Annotated in this window: 17 protein-coding genes; 5 read left to right on the top strand and 12 right to left on the bottom strand. The window is 66.9% G+C overall.

Translation table 11 applies throughout. The features are described 5' to 3' along the window. Positions 1-85: 85 nt before the first annotated feature. A complete protein-coding gene (locus tag ACIQ7H_RS12235; RefSeq protein ID WP_395791821.1) occupies positions 86-1,450 on the top strand; it encodes a polysaccharide lyase family 1 protein in 1,365 nt (454 codons plus the stop codon). Positions 1,451-1,473: 23 nt separating this feature from the next. Here the strand turns inward: ACIQ7H_RS12235 and ACIQ7H_RS12230 are convergent, their stop codons facing one another. Then, positions 1,474-2,238 (bottom strand): rhamnogalacturonan acetylesterase, encoded by a 765-nt coding sequence (locus tag ACIQ7H_RS12230; protein ID WP_395791819.1) that lies wholly within the window; start codon positions 2,236-2,238, stop codon positions 1,474-1,476. Between the two features lie 378 nt (positions 2,239-2,616). Further along, positions 2,617-5,328 (bottom strand): TonB-dependent receptor, encoded by a 2,712-nt coding sequence (locus tag ACIQ7H_RS12225; protein WP_395791849.1) that lies wholly within the window; start codon positions 5,326-5,328, stop codon positions 2,617-2,619. 408 nt (positions 5,329-5,736) lie between these two features. Between ACIQ7H_RS12225 and ACIQ7H_RS12220 the strand changes: the two genes are divergently transcribed. Then, entirely contained in the window at positions 5,737-6,756 is a 1,020-nt protein-coding gene (locus ACIQ7H_RS12220; RefSeq protein ID WP_395791817.1) for a PfkB family carbohydrate kinase, read from the top strand. Positions 6,757-6,776: 20 nt separating this feature from the next. On the opposite strand, the gene ACIQ7H_RS12215 is transcribed toward ACIQ7H_RS12220, so the two are convergent. From ACIQ7H_RS12215 to ACIQ7H_RS12205, 3 genes are all read right to left on the bottom strand, one after another. After that, positions 6,777-7,322 carry a DUF2058 domain-containing protein gene (locus tag ACIQ7H_RS12215; RefSeq protein ID WP_395791847.1) on the bottom strand — a complete coding sequence of 182 codons (546 nt, stop codon included), beginning with the start codon at positions 7,320-7,322 and terminating at the stop codon, positions 6,777-6,779. Positions 7,323-7,327: 5 nt separating this feature from the next. Next, positions 7,328-7,828 (bottom strand): TIGR00645 family protein, encoded by a 501-nt coding sequence (locus tag ACIQ7H_RS12210; RefSeq protein WP_395791815.1) that lies wholly within the window; start codon positions 7,826-7,828, stop codon positions 7,328-7,330. Between the two features lie 174 nt (positions 7,829-8,002). Beyond that, positions 8,003-8,980: a hypothetical protein gene (locus ACIQ7H_RS12205; RefSeq protein WP_395791813.1), complete on the bottom strand. Its 978-nt coding sequence runs from the start codon at positions 8,978-8,980 to the stop codon at positions 8,003-8,005. A 180-nt stretch (positions 8,981-9,160) separates the two neighbouring features. Between ACIQ7H_RS12205 and ACIQ7H_RS12200 the strand changes: the two genes are divergently transcribed. The 3 genes from ACIQ7H_RS12200 (at position 9,161) to ACIQ7H_RS12190 (ending at position 13,987) form a co-directional block, all read left to right on the top strand. Then, positions 9,161-9,718 (top strand): ECF-type sigma factor, encoded by a 558-nt coding sequence (locus tag ACIQ7H_RS12200; RefSeq protein WP_395791811.1) that lies wholly within the window; start codon positions 9,161-9,163, stop codon positions 9,716-9,718. Continuing rightward, on the top strand, positions 9,715-12,435 hold the full coding sequence (locus ACIQ7H_RS12195; RefSeq protein WP_395791809.1) for a protein kinase: 2,721 nt from the start codon (positions 9,715-9,717) through the stop codon (positions 12,433-12,435). Before ACIQ7H_RS12200 ends, ACIQ7H_RS12195 begins: the two co-directional genes overlap by 4 nt. A gap of 166 nt (positions 12,436-12,601) precedes the next feature. Beyond that, positions 12,602-13,987 carry a hypothetical protein gene (locus tag ACIQ7H_RS12190; RefSeq protein WP_395791807.1) on the top strand — a complete coding sequence of 462 codons (1,386 nt, stop codon included), beginning with the start codon at positions 12,602-12,604 and terminating at the stop codon, positions 13,985-13,987. A gap of 225 nt (positions 13,988-14,212) precedes the next feature. Here the strand turns inward: ACIQ7H_RS12190 and ACIQ7H_RS12185 are convergent, their stop codons facing one another. The 7 genes from ACIQ7H_RS12185 to ACIQ7H_RS12155 form a co-directional block, all read right to left on the bottom strand. Continuing rightward, positions 14,213-15,964 carry a hypothetical protein gene (locus ACIQ7H_RS12185; RefSeq protein WP_395791805.1) on the bottom strand — a complete coding sequence of 584 codons (1,752 nt, stop codon included), beginning with the start codon at positions 15,962-15,964 and terminating at the stop codon, positions 14,213-14,215. A gap of 263 nt (positions 15,965-16,227) precedes the next feature. Beyond that, entirely contained in the window at positions 16,228-18,357 is a 2,130-nt protein-coding gene (locus ACIQ7H_RS12180) for a M13 family metallopeptidase (RefSeq protein WP_395791803.1), read from the bottom strand. A 134-nt stretch (positions 18,358-18,491) separates the two neighbouring features. Then, a complete protein-coding gene (locus ACIQ7H_RS12175; protein WP_395791801.1) occupies positions 18,492-19,835 on the bottom strand; it encodes a DUF697 domain-containing protein in 1,344 nt (447 codons plus the stop codon). Beyond that, positions 19,832-20,395, bottom strand: a complete 564-nt coding sequence (locus tag ACIQ7H_RS12170) for a YceI family protein (RefSeq protein ID WP_395791799.1) — start codon at positions 20,393-20,395, stop codon at positions 19,832-19,834. The genes ACIQ7H_RS12175 and ACIQ7H_RS12170 overlap by 4 nt, the downstream gene beginning before the upstream one ends. A gap of 5 nt (positions 20,396-20,400) precedes the next feature. After that, positions 20,401-21,051: a cytochrome b gene (locus tag ACIQ7H_RS12165; protein WP_395791797.1), complete on the bottom strand. Its 651-nt coding sequence runs from the start codon at positions 21,049-21,051 to the stop codon at positions 20,401-20,403. Then, the gene (locus ACIQ7H_RS12160) at positions 21,029-21,688 is read right to left on the bottom strand and encodes a YceI family protein (protein WP_395791795.1); all 660 of its coding nucleotides are present in this window, start codon (positions 21,686-21,688) and stop codon (positions 21,029-21,031) included. Before ACIQ7H_RS12160 ends, ACIQ7H_RS12165 begins: the two co-directional genes overlap by 23 nt. Then, the gene (locus tag ACIQ7H_RS12155; RefSeq protein WP_395791793.1) at positions 21,685-23,172 is read right to left on the bottom strand and encodes a GTPase; all 1,488 of its coding nucleotides are present in this window, start codon (positions 23,170-23,172) and stop codon (positions 21,685-21,687) included. The genes ACIQ7H_RS12160 and ACIQ7H_RS12155 overlap by 4 nt, the downstream gene beginning before the upstream one ends. Positions 23,173-23,201: the final 29 nt, after the last annotated feature.

Genomic DNA, 23,201 nt, shown 5'->3' with positions numbered 1-23,201 from the left:
ATGTTGTATAAGGGAAACCGGTGTCATTTACAACGAGCGCTGCAACAGCGCCAAGCTTCAGACCACACGGAGGAGGGAAATCACGATGTTCAGAAACCTTCGCATCACCTTGGCGACGAGTACTCGAGGCCACAGGCGATTCCGTGCAGCAGCGCTGCTGCTGGCTGGCATCAGCCTGCTGCCGTTGCCAGCATCTGCGGCCGAGCCGACGCTGGCGTTTCCCGGCGCTCAGGGCTGGGCTGCGCAGACGCCCGGCGGGCGTGGCGGGCAGATCCTGCGCGTCAACACCCTCGCGGCCGAGGGCCCGGGCTCCTTGCTTGAGGCGCTGAAAACCAGCGGCCCGCGCGTGATCGTGTTCGAGGTGGCTGGCGTGATTGATCTCAAGCTGCGCGAGATTCCGATCAGCGAGCCCTATCTCACCATTGCTGGCCAGACCGCGCCCTCGCCGGGCATCACCCTGATCCGCGGCGGCCTGACGATCGCGACCCACGATGTGGTGATTCGCCATCTGCGCATCCGCCCGGGCGAGGGCGGTCTGCGCAAGGATGCCGGCTTCGATATCGATGCCATCACCACGTTGGGTGGCGCACGCGATGTGATCATCGACCACAACTCGATGACCTGGGCTACCGACGAGAACCTGTCCTCGTCGGGCACGCGTTTCGTCGGCGAGACGCCCGACGAATGGCGGCGCAATGTCAGCCACCGCATCACCTTCAGCAACAATCTGCTGGCCGAAGGCCTGGCCCATTCGACCCATGCGAAGGGCGAACACAGCAAGGGCAGCCTGATCCATGACAACGTCAACGACATCCTGATCGTCGGCAATCTGTACGCGCACAACTACGAGCGCAGCCCCTTGTTCAAGGGCGGTGCGCGCGGCCAGTTGATCAACAATCTGATCTACGACCCCGGTCAGCGCGCCGTGCACTACAACCTGATCGCCCAGGAATGGGTCGGCCGCGAGTATCAGCTTGGCCAGCTGTCCCTGCGTGGCAATGTGCTGCGCGGCGGGCCGTCGACCGAGCCGCTGGCGTTCTTCATGCTGGGCGGCTCCGGCGATGTCGAACTGTTCATGGACGACACCATTGCGGTTGACCGCATCGGCCAGCCGCTGCCGCTGATCGGTCGCTACAGCACCGGCCGGGCGCAGATCATCGAGCTCAAGCGCGCACCGGCTCTGCCGCAGGGCGTCAAGCTGCTGCCGGCGATCGACGTGCAGGACGCGGTGATCGAGAACGCCGGCGCGCGGCCCTGGGACCGTGACGACATCGATCGTCGCATCGTCGCCAATGTGATCGAAGGCCGTGGCGCGATCATCGACAGCGAAACCGAAGTCGATGGTTACCCGGCGGTGCCGGAAGTGCGTGCGCCCTTCGTCGAGGCCGATTGGGACCTCACCACCATGGAGCCGCTGAAAGCGCTGCCGCGGCGTCCGCCACCACGTTGATCGCAATGCAGCGCCGGCGCGTTTCACCGCGCCGGCGCCTGCAGTTTTGTTGCCAGCGGATGGCCGCTCTCACGCAGCGCCTGCGCCACCGCTTCCGCCACCGCACGAGCGCCGGCGGGTGAGAAGTGGGTGTCGTCCTGCAGGCCCTGCGGGTAGTTGGGATGCGCGGCCGGCGCAAGGTGCAGGAACAGCGCAGCAGAGGCCGCAGGCCCGGCGTTCACGAGCACCGCGCTGCTGAGCGCCTCGGCATCGATCAGTGGCACATCGAGCTGCTCGGCCAGCGCGCGCACGCGCTGCGGGTACTCGCCATGGCTGGGCTGCAGTTCGCCCGCGGCATCGAAGCGTCGCCGCGCGACCGGCGTCAGCAGCACCGGCTCGGCGTCGGCCGCACGCACGTCGGTGACGAAGCGCGCCAGATTGGCCTGGTAGTCATCGGCCGGGGTGTAGCGATCGAGCTTGTGTTCGGATGCGTCGTTGTGGCCGAACTGGATGAACACCACGTCGCCTGGCGCCAGCGTGTCGAGCAGAGCCTGCCAGCGGCCTTCCTCGATGAAGGTTCGTGTGCTGCGGCCGTTCATCGCGCGATTGATCACCAGCACTTGGCCGGGCGCGAACAGGCCGGCCAAGGCCTCGCCCCAGCCGGTTTCGGGGCGCTTTTCCGGCAGCTTGTCGGACAAGGTCGAATCACCGGCGAGATGCAGGCGCAGCGGTTCGGCGTGCGCGCCGGAAAGCAGTGCCAGACTTAGCAGACTCGCCTTCAGCAACAGGATGGGTAAGCGGTAGTGCATGCGCGGGCCTCATCGGAGGGGCATGGAACTCAGCAGCGCCCACTCATGGCCGGGACTCGCCGGCAATCGAGCGGAAGCGCAAAAAAATGGCCGCCGCGGGAAGTCGGCGGCCAGAACATGGCCCAGGCCGGGGAGGACCGGGCCAAGTGCCGCATCAACCCGGCGCTGCGATCCCGCGCATGGAAGCGCGGGGGCGCGAGCAGGTGGGGAGGGGGATGCTGGCTATCAAAAAGTGAGGGCGTCCCTGCGGGCGACCCCGCTGCAGCGCGGACCGGTGGGAGAGAAGCGCACCGGTCCGCACTGTTTGCTGCGTTCTGGAGCGGAGCGTTCTGGCTCACAGCGTCCTGATTCAGGGCGCCTGAACCCGAGCGGCTTCGATCAGAACTTCACGCGGACGCCGACGATGTAGACCCGGCCAGTCTGGTGATAGACGTTGACGCGGTCGCCGACCGAATCCACCCACTGGTCGTTGAACTCGTTGGTCAGGTTCAGACCCTCCAGCGTGAACTCGACCTTGTCGTTGAGCTGGAACGAGGCCGACGCATCCACCGAGGTGCTGGCCTTGGTGCCTTCGACATCGTTGCCGTCGCGGCCCGGGACTGTGGTCAGGAAGTCGTCGCGGTTGGACACCGACACACGGGCGCCGAAACGCTCGTCTTCGTAGTAGAGCGTAGCGTTGTAGGCGTTCTCCGACAGTCCGGTGAGGTTCTCGCGTGCCGCCAGCGCGCCGGTTGCGGTGACGTAGTCGATGGTCGACTCGACGTGGGTATGGTTCAGCTGGATACCGGTGTTGGCGAGTGCGCCCGGCAGGAAGGTGAACGGCTTCTGGAACGAGATTTCGTAGCCCTTCAGCGGGCCGCCGGCGGTGTTGACCGGGAAGGTGAACTCCCAGCTGTCCTGCGCCGAGGTGTTGGCCGGACGCAGGCTTTGCGGAATGCCGAAGGGGTTCTGATCGAAAGTGCCGGTCTGCCGCGTGGTCTGCACGAAGCTGTCGATGTCCTTGTAGAACAGCGCCAGCGACAGCAGGGACTCTTCGGCGAAATACCATTCCAGGCCGAGGTCATAGGTGGTGGCGCGGAACGGTTCCAGCAGCGGGTTCTGTCCGTTGATGCCGCGCGCCGAGCCCGACACGGTGATGTTCACGCCCGGGCTCAGACTGCCCAGGCCGGGACGCGACATCACCTTGGCGGCGCCGAAGCGCAGCAGCAGGTCTTCGTTCAGTTCCCAGCTCAGGTTGAGCGAGGGCAGCGTGTCGCTGTAGCTGCGGTCCACCGAGATGTTGGTGGGTACGCCGGCCACCAGACCAATGCCAACCGAATTCTGATCGGTGCGGACGTGGCGCACGCCGAAGCCGCCGGAGAAATTGCGGCCCAGCAGTTCGGTGTTGAAGTCGGCCTGCAGATAGCCGCCGAGGGTTTCTTCGGTGACGCTGCCGTTGTTGCCGCGGGCCGGGTCGGCCGACAGCGCGAACGTGCCGCAGTTGCAATAGATGTCGAACAGGTTGGCGAACGCATTCACGTCCGGGATCAGCCAGCTGCTTGGGGTGTTGCCGGGCACGCCCAGCCCGGCGAAGCCGATCAGCCGCGTCAAACCCGCCAGCGAGGTGCCTGCGGGCAGCGCCGGCACGGCAGTCTCGGAGGTGCGGCGGCGTTCGGTGGTGATGAAGTCGTAGTCCTTCCAGCTCACGCCACCCTTGAACGACCAGGTGTAGCTGGCGTCCCAGGTCAGGTCGACGCGGCCGGTGCGGTAGCCGTTGTCGGCAGTCTGCGGGCGCAGGCGAATCTCCGAGCCCTGACTGTTCGGCGCGGTGTTGAGCCAGCTCCAGTTGGCCGGGTTGGTGACGTCAAAACCGTAATCGATGATCGGCAGGCGATCGTTGCCGCGGTAGTCCCAGCTGTAGCCATTGCTGTTGGCGCGGTCGAGGGTGATGGTGGTCTGGATCGGATTGCGGAAGCGCGAATCCGACTCGCCGTACATCGCATCCAGGCGCAGGTTGTCGGTGAACTCGTGACTGAGCTCAAGGTTGAACTGATTGAAGCGCGTCACCAGCTCGTCGTAGCGCGATTCCGAGCGCAGGTCGACGCCGTCGAACAGGCCGTAGACGAGGTTGCCATTCGGATCCACCTGACCCTCGCGAACGCTGGTCTGCGGCTTGCCGTTGCCGGCGCGCGAGAAGCTCTGGCCCTGCAGGAAGTTCTCGCCGCGGGTGGCGTCGAACTTGGCATGCAGCATGTCGAAGTTGACCAGCGTGGCATCGCTGACCTGCCACTGCAGGGCAAGCGTGGCGCCCAGGCGCTCCTGATGGTGCTCGACCACGCCGTAGCGCGGCAGGCGCGGGTGGAACACGGTGGCGCCGCGGGCAGCCGCAAACGGCGAGTTGGCGTTGAAGTTGCCGTTCGCGGTGGAGGTGCTCCAGCGCACCGTGCTGTGGCCTTCTTCGATCAGATCGCGCTCACTCTGCGCGACTGACAGCAGGGCGCCGAAGCGACCGTCGCCCCAGGTGTTGCTGATCAGCGCCGCGGTGCGCGGATTGAAGTCGCCGGAAAGATCGCCATAGCTGGCCTGAGCCGAGCCGACCGCGGTGAACCCGTCATAGTCGAACGGGCGCGCGGTGCGCAGGTCGACCGTAGCACCCAGCGAGCCTTCATCCACATCGGCGGTGCTGGTCTTGCGCACCGTGATGCTGTTGAACAGATCGGAGGCGAAGACGTTGAAGTCGAAACCGCGGCCGCGATTGGCGCCACCCGAGGAATCGGTGCCGCCGCCGGTGGCCAGCGCTTCCAGGCCATTGATGCGAATGCGGGTGAACTGCGGGCCCAAGCCACGCACCGAGATGTTGCGGCCCTCACCTGCATCGCGGGTGATGGCGACGCCGGGGATGCGCTGCAGCGATTCGGCCAGGTTCAGATCCGGGAACTTGCCGATGTCCTCGGCCACAATCACGTCGACCTGACCGACCTCGGCGCGCTTGACGTCCAAGGCCTTGTTCAAGCTTGCGCGATAGGACACCACCACGGCATCAAGCTCGGTCGCTTCATCGCGGCTCGGAACCTGGGCTGCCCCATCCTGCGCGGACGCGCTGGCCATCATCTGCAGCCCGAACAACACAGCGGCAGTCAGCTTGGCGACGCTGAAGACTGGATTCACACGTGCACTCGTATTCACGAAATACTCCCTCCCCTCGGATGGCCTCCGTCCCGTGGGATCGGCGCCGGAATGTCTTTGACACCGGTAACATCTGGCGTGAGAAGATGGCCGTGACACCGGTGGACAGAAGCCTAGCAAGCAGCGCGCCGCAGCAACAAGCCAGGCAGTTCCAAGGTGGTTCTGGCCGGAACGCCTCAACTCAAGTTGCTGATAAGCAAGCCATACACTGCGAACGGGAGAGCGGGGGATGTTGATGTTTTGCATGCTGCACCGCAGCAACAGGCAACAAGTGCAGGGCGGATGTTCGAAGCAGCTTGAAGAGCGCTCTATTCGGTGCTCGGGAGTGAACCCATGAGCGCGCCGATCCTGTGCTTTGGCGAACTGCTGCTGCGCCTGTCGGCACCCGACCATGAGCGTCTGCTGCAGAGCCCGCGACTGGACGTGCATGTCGGTGGCGCCGAGGCCAATGTCGCCGCGGGTCTGGCCCAGCTCGGGCAGGCGGTGGAAATGCTCGGCCTGGTGCCCGAAGGCGCGCTCGGTGATGCGGCCCTGGGCGAGCTGCGGCGGCTTGGCGTGGGCACGAGCCGCGTGCTGCGCGAGCCCGGCCGCATGGGGCTGTACTTCTTCGAGCAGGGCGCCATCCGACGGCCGAGTGAGGTGGTCTACGACCGCGCGGGCTCGGCGTTCGCGCAGGCGCCGGCGGCCCGCTTCGATTGGCCCGCCCTGCTGCAAGGCGGCAGTCGTCTGCATCTGTCGGGAGTTACCCCCGCGCTCGGTTTGGAGTCGGCGCGAACGGCGATCGCAGCCGCGCGTGCGGCGCGTGCTGCCGGGCTCAGGGTGTCTTTCGATGGCAACTTCCGCGGCAAGCTATGGCAGGCCTGGGGTGGCGATGCCGCCGTGCTGTTGAGGCCCTTGATGGCCGAGGCCGATGTGCTGTTCGCCAATCATCGCGATATCGCCCTGGTGCTGGGCGAGCGTTTCGAGGGGCTCAGCCCGACTCGCGCGTTCGCGGCCGCCGCGGAAGCCGCCTTCACCGCATTCCCGCAGCTGCAGCATTTCGCCGCCACGCTCCGCCTGTCCGAAGGCGTGGAGCAGCAGCAGCTCGGTGCGCTGATGGCCCTACGCGACGGCCAATTGATCGAAGCCCCGGCCTACACCCTGGCCGGCATTGTCGATCGCATTGGCGGCGGCGACGCCTTCGCCGCCGGCCTGCTGCACGGCCTGCACAGCGACTACCCGCCGCAGCAGTGTCTGCAGTTCGCGCTCGCCGCTGGCTGCTACAAGCACACCGTGCCGGGTGACATGAATCGCTGCAGTCTCGCCGACGTAGAGGGCTGGATGGCTGCCGAAGGCGCCGACGTCAGGCGCTGAGATCGGACACGCCCGACGCTTTACCAGATCAGGTCGTCGGGCACTTCGAATCGCTTGTAGTAGTCGGCATCGGGATCTGCATCGGTACTGGCAGAGGTCGTTCCGCTGGCGTGATCGAGCACGATCGCGCTGGCGTCGCGTTCGCGCACCTTGTCAGCTGCCGCACGCGGCACCATCGCGTGGCCCGCGCCAAAGCGGACGATCACCAGCTGCCCCTTCGCCAGCTGGCTGCGTAACGCGGGATTGACCAGCATCGACTTGATCGCGTTGCCGTCGGTGAAGCGGTACTCGATCTCGCCCCCGGGCTTGATGCGCTGGCTGTCGACGATCTGGCGGATCTGCGCCTGCAGCTCCTGCGCATGTTTCTGCGCCTTGCGTTCGGCCTCCAGTTGGCGATCGCGCTCGGCGCGTTCGGCCGCCAGCTTCTGCGCATCGACGGCTTCGGCCTCCGGCTTTGCCGTTGGCTTGCCGTCGCGAGCCTTCTGCTGTTGCCGCGCTACTTGGTCAACTTTGTTCTTGTTGACCAGGCCGGCTTTCAGCAGCTGTTCCTGCAGCGGGTTGCGGATGGCCATCAGTAGTCCTTGCGGGTGACCTTGTCGAGCAGGCCCATGCCGACCGCCGACACCACGAAGGTCAGGTGGATCACCACGTACCAGAGCAGCTTGTCGTTGTCGGTCTTGTGGGTATCCATGAAGATTTTCAGCAGGTGGATCGAGCTGATCGCAACGATCGACGAAGCCACTTTGTTCTTCAGGCTGGTGTAGTCCATGGTGCCCAGCCAGCCGAGCTTGTCGCCATCGTTCTCGGCGGTGTCGAGGCGTGAGACGAAACTCTCATAGCTCGACAGCATCACCATCACCAGCAGGCCGCTGACCAGGGCCAGGTCGATCAGCGACAGCACCACCAGCACCAGGTCTGCTTCGGATTTCTCGAACACCAGCGGCAGCACGTGGAAGATCTCCTGGAAGAACTTCATGCCCAGAGCCAGCACAGCCAGCGACAGGCCCAGATAGATGGGCGCCAGAATCCAGCGGGAGGCGTACAGGGTGCGTTCGATTGCGCGTTCAAGCATGAGGGAGGTTCCAGACACGAGCGCCGCAAGATGGCGACAGCCGTGCACGATAGCAAGGCATCGCGGCAGGCGGGTGACCGGCAGGGATGCCCTGGCCGCTTCCGCAGTTCAGATCGGCTTTGCCTGCAGGCGCCGAAGGCCGCGACGCGAAGTGCGGCCCGTACACAGAGCGCTCTATTGCGCAGGCAACAGCAGCGGGCGCAGCCACTCGCGCAGCGCGGCGGAGCTGTCGAACTGGGTCGGTAATTCGCCCCGTACTGACTCGGCAGCCACCGGCACCGGCAGCCGGCGGCCGAACAGCGGCAGCCAGGCGTGGCGGCCCAAGGGGCCTTGTTCGATCCAGACGCCGGCCAGCGCCTGACCGACCGCGTCGGCGTAGCTGCCGGGCCCGAAGGCGAGTTCGCTGTACTCGCGCAGCATCGGCGGAGCCACGCCTTCTTCGATGGCATCCAGCCAATAGTTGTTGAGCAGGCTGTGCACGGCGGCCTCGGGCTCGCCTATTGCGATCCAAGCGGCGGGAACGTTCGGCGAGCCGCGCAGGTGCCAATCGAGTAACGCCCGAGCGGTGCCGCAAAACCTGCTGCCAAGTGTCCAATCGGGCCTGGGCGCAGCCGGATCCAGCGGGCGTACGCGAGCCGCGCGGTGCTCAAGCACGGCGCGGATCTCGTCGACGTACTTCAGCCCTGCCTGCAGCGATTCGGGATCTTCCTCCTCATGTCGAGTGATCAGTTCAGCGTAGTGATCAAGCTGCAGGCGGGATGTGTGCACATCACCGCGCTGCATGGCTTGCGCGGTGCGCAGCGCTGCCAGATAGAACCGAGTCCGCTCAAGCTCCCGTTCCCCCTCGGCCTGCTCTTCCGCGTCAAGCTCAGGCTCAAGCGCGGGTGGGGCGTCGAGGCGGGTCTGCAGCCGCTCTGCCGCCGCGGACTCAAGGCTGCGGCAGTCGCCTTCGAACACGACCTCCTGCAGCTGTTCGATGTCCAGCTCGGGCAAATCGGCTGGCAGGTAATCGCAGTCGGGGTCGATGCCGGCGGGCGTCGCGTTGAGTGCTGCAACAGAGGGCGCTTTCGCGGAGCTGTCGGTGTCGGCGAATGCCGCTGTAGCGAAGAGGGCCAGTGCGGCGCAAAGGGCGTAGCGAGCGCGCGTAGACATCGGTGCATTCCAGCGGGGCAAGGCCGCGAAGCTATCAGTCGGTGCTGCTGCCAGGCTGAAGCCCGCCCAACCGGGTGATCGGTGCGATGAACTCTTGAGAGTACGCAGCGCGGCGAGCGCAGCCATGGACGTTGCCCAGGCCGCGGTTTAGGCTCGCGCATCCTTGTTCGAGCATCGCGCATGAGTCAGGTCGACGGTGTTGCCCTCCCTGCTGCTGCGTTGTTCGATCAGCTGTATGCCGAGCTCAAGCGCATCGCGCATCGGCAGCTCGCTGCCGGCGGCGCCACCCTGCAGACCACCGGCCTGGTGCACGAGGCCTATCTGAAGCTGGCCAACGCGCAGGTGCTGGACGAAGCGCATCTGCTGAATCTCGCCAGCCGGGCAATGCGGCAGGTGCTGGTGGATATGGCGCGCTGCCGCGCCAGCGACAAGCGCGGCGGTGGACTGCGCCTGGTCACCCTGACCTCAGGCGGTGTGGTCGCCGACGAGACTGATCCGCTCGACGTGCTGGCGCTGGAACAATGCCTGACCCGACTGGCCGAGGCCTCGCCACGGCTGGCGCAGGTGGTCGAACTGCATTTCTTTGGCGGGCTGAGTTTTCCCGAGATGAGCCGGGTGCTGCAGGTGGCCGAGCGCACCCTGTTCCGCGACTGGCGCACCGCGCGCGCAATGATCTACGCCGACCTTGGTGCGGCGGCAGCCAATGAGTCCGACGTCGACGCAGGCCCGCAGGCATGAGCGATACCCGAGAGACCGCCGAGAGCGACGTGCTGCGCCGCGCACTTGCACTGTTGCCGGAGGCGTTCGATCAGGAGGGGGCGGGCTTCGAGGCCTGGCTGCAGCAGGCTTGTGCCGGTGATGCAGCGCTGCTGACAGAACTGCGCCGGCTGCTGGCCGCCGATGCCGCCTGCGAAGGCCCGCTCGATCGGCCACTGCTGGCGCAGCTGACGCCCTTGGATGACGCAGCCGATTCGCGCGTTGGCCTGAGCTTCGGCCCGTATGCGCTGCGCGAGCGGCTGGGTCGCGGCGGCATGGGCGATGTGTATCGGGCTGAGCGCGAGAGCGGCGGATTCGTGCAGCAGGTCGCGCTGAAGCTGCTGCGCGTGGCGCTGCGCGACGATGCCAGCGCGTTGCGGCGCTTCCGCCAGGAGCGGCAGATTCTGGTGCGCCTGCAGCATCCGCAGATCGCCCGCCTGCTGGATGGCGGCATCAGCACCGATGGCCAGCCCTGGTTCGCGATGGAGCTGGTCGAAGGCGAACCGCTGAACCGCTGGGCCGAACGTCTCGACGCCGACCCCGCGCGCAGCATCGCCGTGCTGATGCAGGTCTGCGAAGCGGTGCAGTACGCACACCAGAACCTGGTGCTGCACCGCGACCTGAAGCCGGCCAATATCTTGGTGGATGCGCAGGGCCGGGTGCGTTTGCTCGATTTCGGTATTGCCAAACTCTTGCTCGACGACACCGAAAGCGGCGCGAATGCCGCGGGTGCGCCGACCCAGACCGAGCACGCAGCGTTCACGCCAGACTATGCAGCGCCTGAACAGTTGCTCGGCCAGCCGGTCAGCACCGCGACCGACGTGTACGCCCTCGGCGTGATCGCCTACGAACTGCTGTGCGGGCAGCGCCCGTTTCCGCGCGCTCAGACCGTCGGGCGCGACGACCGCAGCCTGCGTCTGCCTGAGCCGCCGTCGCAGCGGCTCGCGCAGTCAGCGGGTGCAGATCGTCGTCGTGTGGCGGTTCTGCAGGGCGATCTCGATACCATCGTGTTGACCTGCCTGCAGCCCGAGCCACAGCGGCGCTATGTGTCGGTGGCGGCGTTGCGCGCCGACCTGGAGCGCTACCTGCAGGGGCGTCCGATCGAAGCGCGGCCGGATACCCTCGGCTATCGCTTCAGCAAGTTCGTGCGGCGGCATCGGCTGATGGTGGTCGCGGGTGCGGCCGCCGTGCTGGTGCTGCTGGCCACCACCGCGTTCAGCCTGCGCCAGATGCAGCGCGCTGAACACGCCTCCGAGCTTGCGGTCGCGAATGCAGCCGCGTTCGAGCGCGAGCGCGATGCGGCGCTCGGCGAGGTGCGGCGGCAGGACATCCTGCGCGAGCACTTCGTGGCGGTGATCGACCGTGCCAGCAGCAGCGCCGAGCCGATCACCCCCGAGCGGCTGATCGATCTGGCCGCCAACCAGAATCTGCTGGGCGAATTCGGCGATGCCGAGATGCAACGGTCACTGCAGCTGGTGCTGGCGGAACTGCTGATCCACCGCGGTGAATTTCCGCGCGCACTGGCACAGCTCGACCAGATAGCCCGGCTGGCGGATCGGCCCGGCCGCGAGCGAGCGCTGGTGGCGATTGCGCGCGTGCAGGTTTTGATTCCTCTGGGGCGCCTCGACGAGGCGGACGCAGCGCTGGTTCAAGCACATGCCGCGCTGACCCCGGAGCAGCGCGAGGATGGCCTTCTGCTCGCGCAGTTGGCGATCCTGCGCGGTCAGCTGGCGCGCGCCAGGGGCGATCAGGTGGCCGGCGCCCAGGCGGCTGAAGAGGCTGCGCGCCTGGCCCAGGCGGCGATCGAGGGCAGCGCGCTGCAGCGTGGCGTGATCATCGGCGGCGCGGCCACCGCACTGCTGCAGGTGGGCGACCTCGACGGCGCGCTGCGCCACGCGGATTCCGCCGATGCGATCTGGAGCGCCGCCGGCGTCGTTTCGAACGTCTCGATGCGTACGGTCGCGACGGTGCGCTCGAACGTGCTGTTCATGCGCGGCGACCTGCTTGAAGCACTCGAAACGATGCACGCGAACAACGCTGCTGCCGATGCCGCCGAGTCGCGCCTCGCGCGCGCCGCACGCGATGCCACCGAAGCCAAGACGCTGGCTTTTCTGGCGCGCCCAAAGGCGGCCCTGGCGCTGGCCGAGCGCGCTGTGCGCGGCATGTGCGGTGGCCTCGGCGAAGCAAGCTTGGACTGCATGCGGGCGCGCTTGAGTGCGCTGGACACCCGCATCCTTGCCGGAGACTTCGAATTGGCGACTGCCGAAGTCGCAAGCCTGCGTCAGGCGCTTTCCGCACATGCCTCGCCCGGACTGAACCAGACGCTTGATTCCTTTGCCAGCCGGCTCAGCCTGCTCCAACAGCCCTCGGCTGAGCGTTTGCAGCCGTTTGTGGCTGGCCTGCAGGCGGCAGCGGTGCAGGGCAGCATGGCCCGACTCAATGCCACCCGCAGCCTGCTGGTCACCGCGCAGCGACTGCGGGCCGAACACCCGGAACTGGCCCGCGGGTCCGCCCGTGCGGCGCTCGATCTGAATGCCGAAACCGCGTCCACGAGCAGCGTGGCCGGTATGGATGCCGCCCTGCTGGCGGTCTGGCGGGCGCAGCTCGATGCGCTGCCGCCGCCGCCTGCGGCAATGGCCTCGCTGCGCACTGCGCTGGGTGAGGATCATCCCTGGCTGCAGGCACCGGGCTCGCCCTGAAACCTGCGCAGGCACGCCACTCGGCCGCCTCCGACGGCCGTGGCAGGGTTAGCGGCGAAGTGTCGTTTCACCTCATCGAACCCGGGCTGCGGCCCGGAGATCGGCGCCGTCGGTGCTGGCATCCGCCACGCCGCGGCCCGTCGCCTTTCGATGACTGGAGCTGCACATGAATCGTCTGTTGAAGTTTTGCGTCGCCGCGCTCGCAAGCGTTAGCGCCCCTGCTGTCGCCCAGCAGGCCTGGCAGCTCGATCCCGCCTTCGCCGGTGGCCGCGTGACCGTGCCCTTCGACCTCGGCGACGGCGATACCGACCTCGCGATCAAGGTGCTGCTGTACCCGCCGTCGATGGGCAGCAAGGTACTGCTGGTCGGGCAGTCCACTGCCACCGGCACCGCCGGCGTGCGGGTGACCCTGGCGCGCCTGCTCGCCAATGGCGCCCTGGACCCGAGTTTCGGCGCCGGCACCGGCAAGGTGGCCAAGGACGCCTGCATGGATCAAGTGCGCGATGCCGCGTTCGACTCGCAGTTCCGGATCGTGGTGGTCGGCGATACCCGTTGCTCAGGCAATGCCTCCACCGATGTCGGCGTGCTGCGCTTCACCGAGAGCGGTGCAGACGACACCAGCTTCTCCGGCGACGGCGGCCTCGGCTTCAAGTTCAAGCCGGACTTCGACGGCCGTGATCGCGGGCACGCGGTGCTGGTGCTGGCGGATGACAGCCTGCTGGTCGCCGGTGGCTACAAGTTCCCCAGCGTCGAATCGGGCTACGTCCAGCGTGTGTCCAGCAGCGGCGTGGTGGCTGCGACTGATCCGGGGCAGACCTTCAGCGGCAGCAGCGAGCGCCGCATCATCGCCGGCATCTCAGCGCCCAACAACAAGAGCCTGTGGTTGATCCAGGTGGACGATCCGCTGAACTCGCCGGGCGCGATCTGGCGGATCGACAACAGCAGCCTGCAGCGCGACACCAGCTTCGAAGCAAGCACCGGTGAGCGGCTGCTGGTGAACTCGGCGGCGGCGGGATATTCGGCGTGTCCGGGTGCGGTGTCGGGCAGTCACACGGTGACGGCGATGGTGCGCTTCGGTAGCACGATCAAGGTGTTCGGCTATGCCTCTGGCGCACCCACACGCAGTTTCTTTGCGGGCGTGGACGAAAGCGATGGATTGGTCCGCAAGTACGGCTGCCTCGATATCGGCACCAGCCCTGTCGAGTTCCAGGCGCGGACTGCGGCGGTTTCGAGCGACAGCAATACGGTCTACCTCGGCGGCAACTGCGGCAGCCCGAACAATTTCTGCCTGTGGCGGCTCGCGCGTCGCGCCGGCGATGTGCGCGAGCTGCAGCCGGATCTGAGCTTCAGTGCTGGCGCGCCCGCGTCTACAAGTTTCACCGCCGGCAGCGGACAAACGCCGGCCAGCATCGCCTTCAGCCTGGCTCACGCCGACGGCCAGACCGTGTTGGCCGGCTATCGCGTGTTCAACAGCGCCGACCTCGATTTCGCCGCGGCGCGTTTCGGCGCATTCAACACCGGCCTCTTCAGCAACGGCTTCGAGGGCAACTGACGCGGCGCGATTCTTCCGCATGCACCAAAGCAAACGGCCCGGATTTCCGGGCCGTTTGCTTTGGTCAGGATGAGTACGCGATCGGCTGGATCATGCTGATCTGCGAAACGCGGGCCAGGCGCTCGCGCGCCCGCAACTGCTCGATCCCGAGTCCCGAATCACCCGCTGCTCCCCAGCCATCCGCGGCTCGCCCTCACAACGAAGGCCACCGCAGCTGTCGGGCAGTCAGTCTCCGGAAACGGGTGTCCAGCCGCCGGCCGGGTTGGCCGCATCCAGTTGGCCGGCGCGTGACGCACGCTCGCCAGCATGTTCCTGCAGGGTAGAGAAGTTCGCGAGTACGCCGGGCGTGTCCGAGCCCTCGAACTCGGAGACCGCAAATCCGATCGCGGGCAATCCGAGCAGCAGGTTTGTGCTGCCTGCCTGCGATGCATCGGGCTGCAAGGCCGAGTACAAATAGTTGCGCTGCGGTTCGCCGAGTTCGAGGCGCATCCAGCCTTCGGTGAAGTCTCCGCTTACGCAATTGTTGAAGCGCCCGTTCGGAGCCAAGCGCAACCGCTTACGCCCTGTGCAGGTGCGCAAGCGAAGCGCGTGCGCGCTGCCAAACAGGGCGCTTGTGGAGTCGCCGCGCAATGCCTCGTAAAGGCGCTCCCCCTCGGATGCGGGGCTCACCGAGTCGTTTATACGGATGACCTGGCTCGCGTGGCAGAGCGCAGGGGCGGGCGGAGGCGGAGGTGGAATTCCGAACTCGACCCCCTCAGCGTTCCGATTTACGCGCCGACCTTCGCGGTCACCGTAGTCGACACTCAGTGGCTCGCAAGCTCCGGAGAGCCCTGCGTTCGGCCAATTCGGGCTCTGCGCAGCCCAGCCGTAGGCGCTGCGGAAGGGCAGCCGCTGCTCAGGCGTGCTCTGCGCCAGGTGTAAATGCTTGGTCGGGAACGTCACCACCCATTCGCTGCGTGCGACCAGTGACTGACCCGCCGCCGATTGTTGGAAGGTGTTGTCGAGATGCTGCCGCATCAGCACCGCCGAAACGGCCTTGAGACCCGCGTCCGGCCCGGTGAAGTTCATGTGCTGTGCGCGCCCGCCAGGCGGGAACTCAGCGACCGCGCGGCCATCCTCACCGTTGCGGGCGTCAGCAAGCGATGGATAGGCTTCGCCGGGGCCGGCATGCAGGTTCTCGTCGCCCCGACCGCGGCAATCGGGCGCGCAGTCTGCGGCCGGCACGAAGAACCCATCGAGCGCAACGGTCGGAACACTGAAGCTGCTGCCAAGCGCCACATCGACGATGATCGCGCTGCCCTCCAGGCCGCCATCGGGGCTTAGTACGCCCAGGCCTGGTTGGTTCGACCAGACACCCACACTCAGCCCCGACGATACATTCGACGTCCACGCCCGACTCAGCAGATCACAACCTCTTGGGCCTCCGGGCGCGCCGCGCCGGATCGCATCGGCGGCGGCGAAGCCTTCAACGTTTTCAATCCGGCCGAGTTCAAGCACCTCGATGAAACCTTCCCGCGTGCGGCTGAGCTGATCCGGTCCGGCGTCCGCAGAGAACGGACCCGCGTAATCGAAGCGGTAGAAGTCCTGGCCCGAGCTCGGCAGCCGAGGTGTCGTGCACGAATTGTCGGTGCTGGCCAGACGCGCTGGCCCGGCCTGCGCATAGTCAGTCGCATCCGAAGAGCTGAACACGGCTCCGGTCCAGACATCGAACGGCGCGAGGTAGATATTGAAGGCCATCACCTCCACGCCGTTGCGGCTCTCGCGGAAGCGGACCCGCACGGCCTTGGCGCTGTCGCGCGAGTTGATCAGGGTCACCAGGGTCGCCTTGCCCGCATTGACCGTGTAGTAGGGATAGATCAGCACCTGCCCCCGGCCATCGGGGTTGATGTGGACGGCATGGCTTGGCAATGCGCAGGCCAGACCCAATGCCGCCAGGCTCAAGTGTCGGAACAAGTTTCGGTACAAGTTAAGGCTCATCAGGTATCCATCAAAGGTGCGCCAAGCGCGAGTGCTGGGAGTCTAGCCGCCAGTGGCCCCGCGTTCATGTGCATGAACGTCACGACTTTGTTGCGTCTTTGTAGCAGCCAAAAACAAACGGCCCGGTTGCCCGAGCCGTTTGTGTCAATCGTTTTGCAGGTAAAACAAGGGCGAGATCAGGCGGCCCAGACCAACCCGCGAAGCGCAGGCCCAGCAACAGCCCGACATCCGTCATCGAAACCCGAGTTCCAAGCCCGCTATGTTCACCAGATCGCCACCCGCTGCTCACCCTCACGACGCATACGGTCGCCGGGCTGACAGTTGAAGGCTTCGTGGAAGGCCGGCATGTTCGAGGGCGCGCCGATCGCGCGGAACAGCCCCGGCGCATGCGGGCCATTGGTGATCTGCAGCTTCATCGCTTCCTCGGTGAAACCGCGGCGCCACACCGTGGCCCAGTTGAGGAAGAAGCGCTGGCTCTGGGTCAGGCCCTCGAGGTTCGGGTCGGTGAAGCCCTCGCCCTGGGCGCGGCGCATCGCGGCATAGGCGACCGTCAGGCCACCCAGATCAGCGATGTTCTCGCCCAGCGCCAGCGCACCGTTGACGTTCAGGCCCGGCAGCGCCTCGTAGGCGTTGAACTGTGAGACCAGCTTGTCGGTGCGGGCATTGAAGCGCTCGCGGTCCTGGTCGCTCCACCAGTTGGCGAAGTTGCCGACGGCGTCGAACTTGCTGCCCTGATCGTCGTAGCCGTGCAGCATCTCGTGGCCGATCACTGCGCCGATGCCGCCGTAGTTCAAGCCGTCGTCGGCATTCGGATCGAAGAACGGCGGCTGCAGGATCGCTGCCGGGAACACGATCTCGTTGGCCGAGGCGCGGTAGTAGGCATTGACCGTCTGCGGACTCATGCCCCACTCGGTCTTGTCGACCGGCTTGCCGATCTTGTCCAGCATGAAGCGATAGTTGAATGCGGCCGCGGCTTCGAGGTTGTCGACATAGCTGTTGCGACCGACCTGCAGGCCATCCCACTCGCGCCACTTGTCGGGGTAGCCGATCTTGGGCGTGAAGCTGGCCCACTTCTCCAGCGCCCTGGCCTTGGTGTCTTCGCCCATCCAGTCGAGCTGGTTCAGGCGTTCCTTCAGCGACTCGCGCAGGTTGTCGACCAGTTGTTCCATCTTGGCCTTGGAGTCCGGCGGAAAGGCGACAGCGACATAGAGCTGGCCCAGGGCCTCACCCATGCTGGCGTTGACTGCGTTCAGCACCCGCTTCCAGCGCTCCTGCTGCTCCTGCTGGCCGCGCAGGGTGCGGCCGAAAAGCTCGAAGTTGGCATCATCAAACGCCTTGCCCATGTACGGCGCGGCGTTGCTGATGGTGCGGAAGCGCAGCCAGGTCTGCCATTCGGCGACCGGCACTTCTGTGAGCATCGCGTTGAATTCACGGAAGAAATCCGGCATGCCCAGCGAGAACATGGTCGGCTGGGCCACCCCGACGGCGTCGAAGAAGCTGCCCCAGGGGAAGTTCGGCGTGATCGCGTCGGCCTCGGCGATCGACACCGGGTTGTAGCGGCTGGCCGGGTCGCGCAGGCTGACGCGATCCATCGAGGCCTTGGCCAGGCGGGTCTCAAACGCGAGGATCTGATCCGCCTGCGATCTGGCCGAGGCTTCATCGGCGCCGGCCAGCTGCAGCAGGGTGGCGGCGTACTTCAGCAGGCCTTCGCGCGCGCTGACGAAGTCGGCGCGGTCTTCCAGGTAGTAGCTGCGCTCGGGCAGCGACAGCCCGCCCTGGCCGGTGAAGCCGATCACCATCTCGGAGTTCTTCAGGTCGGCATTGGCGTAGAAGCCGAACAGCTGGCCCTGTCCACGCGCGTAGCTCGCGCGCAGGAAATCGGCGATGCCGGCGGTATCGGTGATCGCATCGATCTGCGCCAGGCGCGGCTTGAGCGGGTTGATTCCCGCAGCCTCAATGGCAGCCTCGTCCATGCCGGAACCGAAGAAATCACCGACCTTCTGCTCGATGCTGCCGGCGCTGGCGTTCGATGCCGCTGCGGCTTTCACGATGGCGTGTTGCACCTCCAGCGAACGCTCGCCGAGCACCTCGAAACTGCCCCAGCTGCTGCGGTCGGACGGCACCGGATTGGCGGCCAGCCACACCGCATTGGTGTGCAGATTGAGGTCAGTGCAGGCAGCGACATCGGGGTTCAGCTCGGTCGCCTTGAAGCTGATCGGCTGGGTCATGATCGTCGCCATGTCGATGGCGATCGGCTTGGGTGCCGGCGCGGCGGCCGCCGCAGTTTCAGCGACAGGTGCGGCGGGAGCAGCGGTGTCGTTCGAGGGCGCCGAACAGGCGGCCAAGCCGGTCAGAACGGCCAGCGAAAGCAGGGTGCGCAGGGGCGATTTCAAGTGGAACTCCTCGGGCTCGAACGCCCGGCGTCAGGTGCGTCCGGACATCGGACGTCGGACCGCGCACCCTACGGCCGCGCGGGCGCGGGCGGATGTGGCGTGAGTCACGAGCCGCGCAATCGCGCCGCCGGGAGCTACTTCAGTCGGCGCAGAATCTCCGCCCGCGCTTCGCGCAGCACCGAGTCGCGGTCGAGGCTGGCGACGATGTCCTGCACCACGCGTTTGGGGCCGAGCGGGCCCCAGCTCTTGCCCTGGGCGAGGTAGCGTTCGGCGGCGCGGGCAACCAGCAGGGTGGCGTACCAGGCCAGTGCGCCCTGGGCAGCGGCCGTGAGTGCGGTCGACAGGCCGGCGCTCAGGCCCTTGAGCGCGCTGGCGACCAGGTGCACGCCCCAGATCGCGCCCATCAGCGCCGCCAGCTGGGCGACCACGGTGCCGAGCAGGCCGGTGGCTTCGGCGCGGGTCATCGGCAGGCCATACACCTTGGACAGGTGCACCACCAGGGCGACATCCAGCGCCGCGGCGGCCAACAGGTCGGCCACCGGCACCGGATTCAGCGCCACCGCCACACCTTTGGCCAGGCAATAGCTGCGAGTGACGCGTGCGGCGATTTCGCTGCGCAGGCGGGTCAGGCGTTCGCCGACGCTGTCGGCGAGGTCGCCGGCAAACAGGGCGGCATTGAGTGCGGCCAGTGCCTTGCCTTCGGCCTCGAGAATGGCGAACACCCGCGCGCGCAGGGCGCTGACGTCGATCGCACGGGTCACGGTTTCGAGCTGCTCATTGCCGGCCGCATCGACCCGCAGCACGCGCTCGGGCGCGGGTTGGGCGCGTGCCTCCAGCAGGTTCTCCGGGGCGATCAGGCCGGCGCTGTGTTCGAGCAGGCGCGCACGCAGCGCGGCGAGCTCGTCCTCGCGGTAGCGATCGGCCTTGTTCAGCACAAGCAGCAGCGGGCGCTGCTGGGCCGCCACCGTGCGCAGCGCATCGAGTTCGATCGAGGTCAGATCGCCGTCGACCACGAACAGGATCAGATCACTGCGTTTGGCGACTTCGAAGGCGAGTTTCTCGCGCGCCTCGCCCGAGAGCTCATTGATCCCCGGTGTATCGATCAGCTGCACGCCGTGTGCAGCGGCCTCACTCCAGACCTGCTGGCCGCGGGCGGTGGTGGTGCCGTGCAGTACGCCGGTCTCGAACGCAGCGCTGCCGGCCAGCGCGTTCAGCAGCGAGCTCTTGCCGACGCTGACCCGACCGAACGCGGCGATGTGGATCTGGCCCTGCTCCAGGCGACCGAGCATGGCCTCGACTTCGGCGTAGTCGGCGGCAAGCTCGACGCGCACTTCGGCCGGGATCGAGGCATCGGCGAGCAGTGCGCGCAGGCTGTCGGCGGCCTTCAGCAGCGGGTCGCCGTTGTCCGCACTGGGCGCTGCGGCGTCGCTGCGGCGCAAGCGTCGGCCCCAGCGCCGGAGCAGGCCGGTCAGGCTCATTCGGCGACGCGGCTCAGGGTCAGCTGGGTGTTGACGGTGACTTCGTGCGCGATGGTTTCCGGGTCTTCCCATTCGCCGGCGCCGACCGCAAAGGCCAGCCGGTCGAGTTTGGCGCTGCCCTTCAGCTGCGCGCGGTCGCCGTCGACGCTGAAGCTGAAGGCCAGTGCCACCGGTTGCTGCACGCCGCGCAGGTCCAAGGTGCCGTGGGCGACAAAGCCATCGGCGGTCGTTTCAAAACGTTCGGCGAGAAAGCGCGCTTTCGGGAACGTTTCGACGTTGAAGAAATCGCCGCCGGCCAGGTAGCCGTCCCATTCCTCATCGCCGGTGCTGGCGCTGGCCAGATCGATCTCGACCTCGAAGCGGGCCTGGGCGAGGTCGCTGGGGTCGAAGCGGATCATCGGCGTGAACTGCTTGAAACTGCCGTCGAAATCCTCACCCATGTAGCCGCCGACAAAGGCCAGGGTTGAGGTGCTCGCGTCGGTGCTCCAGTTGCTCGCGGAGGCGGGCGCGGCGGCTGCAGCGAGGGCGAACAGAGCGGTGTGGAGCAGGCTGCGGAGCATGGGGTTCATCCCTCGGACGTTGAGTTGGGGTTCGACGCGGACGCCGCTTTGGACTTGGGCGAGCCGATGCCGGGCAGCATGCGCGCGAGCGTCAGATCGCGGTCGATGAAGTGGTGCTTCAGGGCGGCGGCAACATGTAGCAGGATCAGCGCGGCGCCGAGATAGAACAGGGCTTCATGCACATCACCGGCCAGGCTGCGCAGTTTCTGCGGGGTGTCAATGAAGGCCGGCGCATCGAAGCCTAGGATGCTGAAGTTCTGGCTGCCGCGTTCGACTGCAGTCAACGAAGGCACCTTGAACACGCCGAACCAGTCGAGCGGGCGACGCGCGGCCGAGTTGTACAGCCAGCCGGAGATCGGCATGACCAGCATCGCTGCGTAGATCAGCGCATGCGCGCAGCTGGAGGCCAGCCGCTGCCAGGCGGGCATGCCGATCGGGTAGGGCGGGCGACGATCGATCAGGCGCCAGCCCATCCGCAGCAGCACCACGCCGAGCACGCTCAGGCCCAGCGATTTGTGCAGCCTGTAGAACCACAGCTGATCGACGTCTTCCATCAGCAGACCCACCAGTGCGGTGGCCAGGATCAGGCCGGCTGTGCCCCAGTGCAGAGTCTTGCTGGCCAAGCCCCAGGTTTCAGCGTTGCTGCGGATTGGCATGGTCGGGGTCCTTGATGTCGGGGTTTGCGGTAGCGGTGGCTGGTGCGGATGCGCGTGTGGATGTGCGCTTGCGGCGGGCTTCAACTTCGATCATCAGTTCGACCGACTGGCCGACCGCGCCGGCATGCTTGCGCATGCCGAACTCGCGGCGGTCGAGCGTTGCGGTGGCCGAGGCGCCCAAACTGTGGCGGGGCACCCAGGGCAGGTCTCGGCCGATACGGTTGATGCGCACCGCGAGCGTCACCGGCGCCCGCGTGCCGCGCAGTTCGAGCTGGCCGTGCACGCGAAGTTCCGTCGCGCTGATCGCCTCGACGCGCTCGGAAACAAAGCGCGCCAGCGGATGGGCCGCGCTGTCGAAGTAGTCGGCACGCGCCATGCGGCGGTTCCAATCCTCATCGCCGAAGTCAAGCCGATCCAGCGCCAGTTCGACATCCACGCGCGCATCCTGTGGCGCATCGGGATCGAACTCGACATGCCCACGTGGCGCGGACAGCGTGGCCATCGCCTGGGCGAAGCCGGCATGCGAAACCCGGATCAGCACGCGGCTGTGCACCGGATCGATTTCGTAGCGCTCGGCTTGGGCGAGGCCGCTACCCAGAATCATCAGCAGCAGGGCGATGGTACGGTGAGAGATCATGGTTTTTCTTCTCCTCGCATAGCTTCGACCGCCAAGGCGGCAAGGCGCTGCAGTTGTTCCAGGCGGGGTTTCGCCAGCTGTTGTTCGAAGGCATCAAGCGTCGCTGCGCGATCGAGCGCGTCGCCCGTGGTCAGCGCGGCGATCGCGGCGCGGCCCAGCGCATCGAACAGCAGGCCGTAGGCCAGCGCGTGCACCAGCCCGCCGCCGAGGGTGCCGAGGCCGGGAAAGGCCTTCAGCGCATTGCCGGCGATCGCCAGCAACACCGCGGCGTGACTGCGCACGCGTTTGCCGGCCTCGGCGAGGAAGCGGTCGATGTCCAGTTCGCGCAGGCTCTGGCCGTGCAGCTTGGCCAGCTCGTGCAGCATCGCGGTGGCGAGCCCACCCTGGATGATCAGATCGGTGCCGGGCGCGATGGTGGCGAGCGCGGCCACCAGAGCGCGTCGGGTGTACTTGCGCAGGATCGCGTCGGCCTGCTGCGCGCGTGCGGCGTGTTCGTGTGCGGCCAGCCGCTGGTCGACGCTGGCAAGTGTGGCGGACTCACGCGCGGGCTCCAGGGCGTGGGCGCCAATCCGCGCGATCTGCGCGAGCGCCGTCGGCAACGCGCCAAGCTCGGGTGGCGCCATGCGCTCGACCACATCTTCGCTGCCATCGGCGCGCACTCGGCGCATTTGCTCGGTATGGCCGGCGGCCACCGCCAGCACCTGCGCACCCAGCGGGGCGTAGCGGCGCTGCAGGTGTTCAATCAACTCCGCGCGCTCGCCGCTGCCATAGCGATCGGATTTGTTCAGGGCCAACAGCAACGGCCGACCGAAGCGCCCCAACTCTCGCAGGTCGGCGTCCTGGCTGCGGGTGAGATCGGCGTCGGCGACATAGATCAGCGCATGCGCACGCGCCGCCTCGGCCTGCGCCTGCGCCGACAGCTGACCATCCTCCACCCCGTGCGTGCCCGGCACGTCGGCGATCTGCAGCTGCAGTCCATTGAGGTTGGCAGTGAAATGGCGCACGTCGACGGTGGAGCCACCGCGCACGTCGATCGCGACTTGCGCTTCCGGAACCAGGGCGCGCAGCAGGCTGCTCTTCCCGGCCGAGATGTCGCCGAACAGGGCCAGCTGCAGCACGCCGAGTTCGCGTCGGCGGTCGAGTTCGAGCAGCTCGCCCTGCAGTGGTGCGGTGCTGATGCCGGCCTCGTCCAGCCGCTGCAGCCGCGCCTCGATGCGCGCGCGGTCGATCGGTTCGGCCCTGGGCGCGCGCGCCGCATTGCCACGCAGAAGTCGCCAAGCGACCCAGCCGCCCGCTGCCGTCAGCGCGCCGCCGCCGGCCAGAAGCCCGTAGCGCAGCAGCGGATGCAGCTGCTCCAGCTGCGCCCACACGTTGAGCGCACGCTCGGTCGCAGCCAGCCCGACATACAGCAGGCCAGCCGTGGCCAGCAGACCGAGCAGGGCCAGCAGCAGTCGCAGCGGATCGCCGGGTCGGCGCACAGGCATCTCGATTCGGAACGGATTGCCGGCATTCT

The sequence above is a fragment of the Aquimonas sp. genome (assembly GCF_044377145.1).
Classification (GTDB): Bacteria; Pseudomonadota; Gammaproteobacteria; order Xanthomonadales; family Xanthomonadaceae; genus Aquimonas.
Note: the sequence above shows the minus strand (reverse complement) of the source record. Positions and strands in the feature narration are given on the sequence as shown.

Coding starts and splice junctions, on each gene's coding strand:
- ACIQ7H_RS12185 (WP_395791805.1), bottom strand. CDS start 15,964: ATGAGCCTTAACTTGTACCGAAACTTGTTCCGACACTTGAGCCTGGCG.
- ACIQ7H_RS12195 (WP_395791809.1), top strand. CDS start 9,715: ATGAGCGATACCCGAGAGACCGCCGAGAGCGACGTGCTGCGCCGCGCA.
- ACIQ7H_RS12225 (WP_395791849.1), bottom strand. CDS start 5,328: ATGATGGCCAGCGCGTCCGCGCAGGATGGGGCAGCCCAGGTTCCGAGC.
- ACIQ7H_RS12165 (WP_395791797.1), bottom strand. CDS start 21,051: ATGCCAATCCGCAGCAACGCTGAAACCTGGGGCTTGGCCAGCAAGACT.
- ACIQ7H_RS12175 (WP_395791801.1), bottom strand. CDS start 19,835: ATGAGCCTGACCGGCCTGCTCCGGCGCTGGGGCCGACGCTTGCGCCGC.
- ACIQ7H_RS12230 (WP_395791819.1), bottom strand. CDS start 2,238: ATGCACTACCGCTTACCCATCCTGTTGCTGAAGGCGAGTCTGCTAAGT.
- ACIQ7H_RS12220 (WP_395791817.1), top strand. CDS start 5,737: ATGAGCGCGCCGATCCTGTGCTTTGGCGAACTGCTGCTGCGCCTGTCG.
- ACIQ7H_RS12205 (WP_395791813.1), bottom strand. CDS start 8,980: ATGTCTACGCGCGCTCGCTACGCCCTTTGCGCCGCACTGGCCCTCTTC.
- ACIQ7H_RS12170 (WP_395791799.1), bottom strand. CDS start 20,395: ATGCTCCGCAGCCTGCTCCACACCGCTCTGTTCGCCCTCGCTGCAGCC.
- ACIQ7H_RS12235 (WP_395791821.1), top strand. CDS start 86: ATGTTCAGAAACCTTCGCATCACCTTGGCGACGAGTACTCGAGGCCAC.
- ACIQ7H_RS12210 (WP_395791815.1), bottom strand. CDS start 7,828: ATGCTTGAACGCGCAATCGAACGCACCCTGTACGCCTCCCGCTGGATT.
- ACIQ7H_RS12200 (WP_395791811.1), top strand. CDS start 9,161: ATGAGTCAGGTCGACGGTGTTGCCCTCCCTGCTGCTGCGTTGTTCGAT.
- ACIQ7H_RS12160 (WP_395791795.1), bottom strand. CDS start 21,688: ATGATCTCTCACCGTACCATCGCCCTGCTGCTGATGATTCTGGGTAGC.
- ACIQ7H_RS12190 (WP_395791807.1), top strand. CDS start 12,602: ATGAATCGTCTGTTGAAGTTTTGCGTCGCCGCGCTCGCAAGCGTTAGC.
- ACIQ7H_RS12155 (WP_395791793.1), bottom strand. CDS start 23,172: ATGCCTGTGCGCCGACCCGGCGATCCGCTGCGACTGCTGCTGGCCCTG.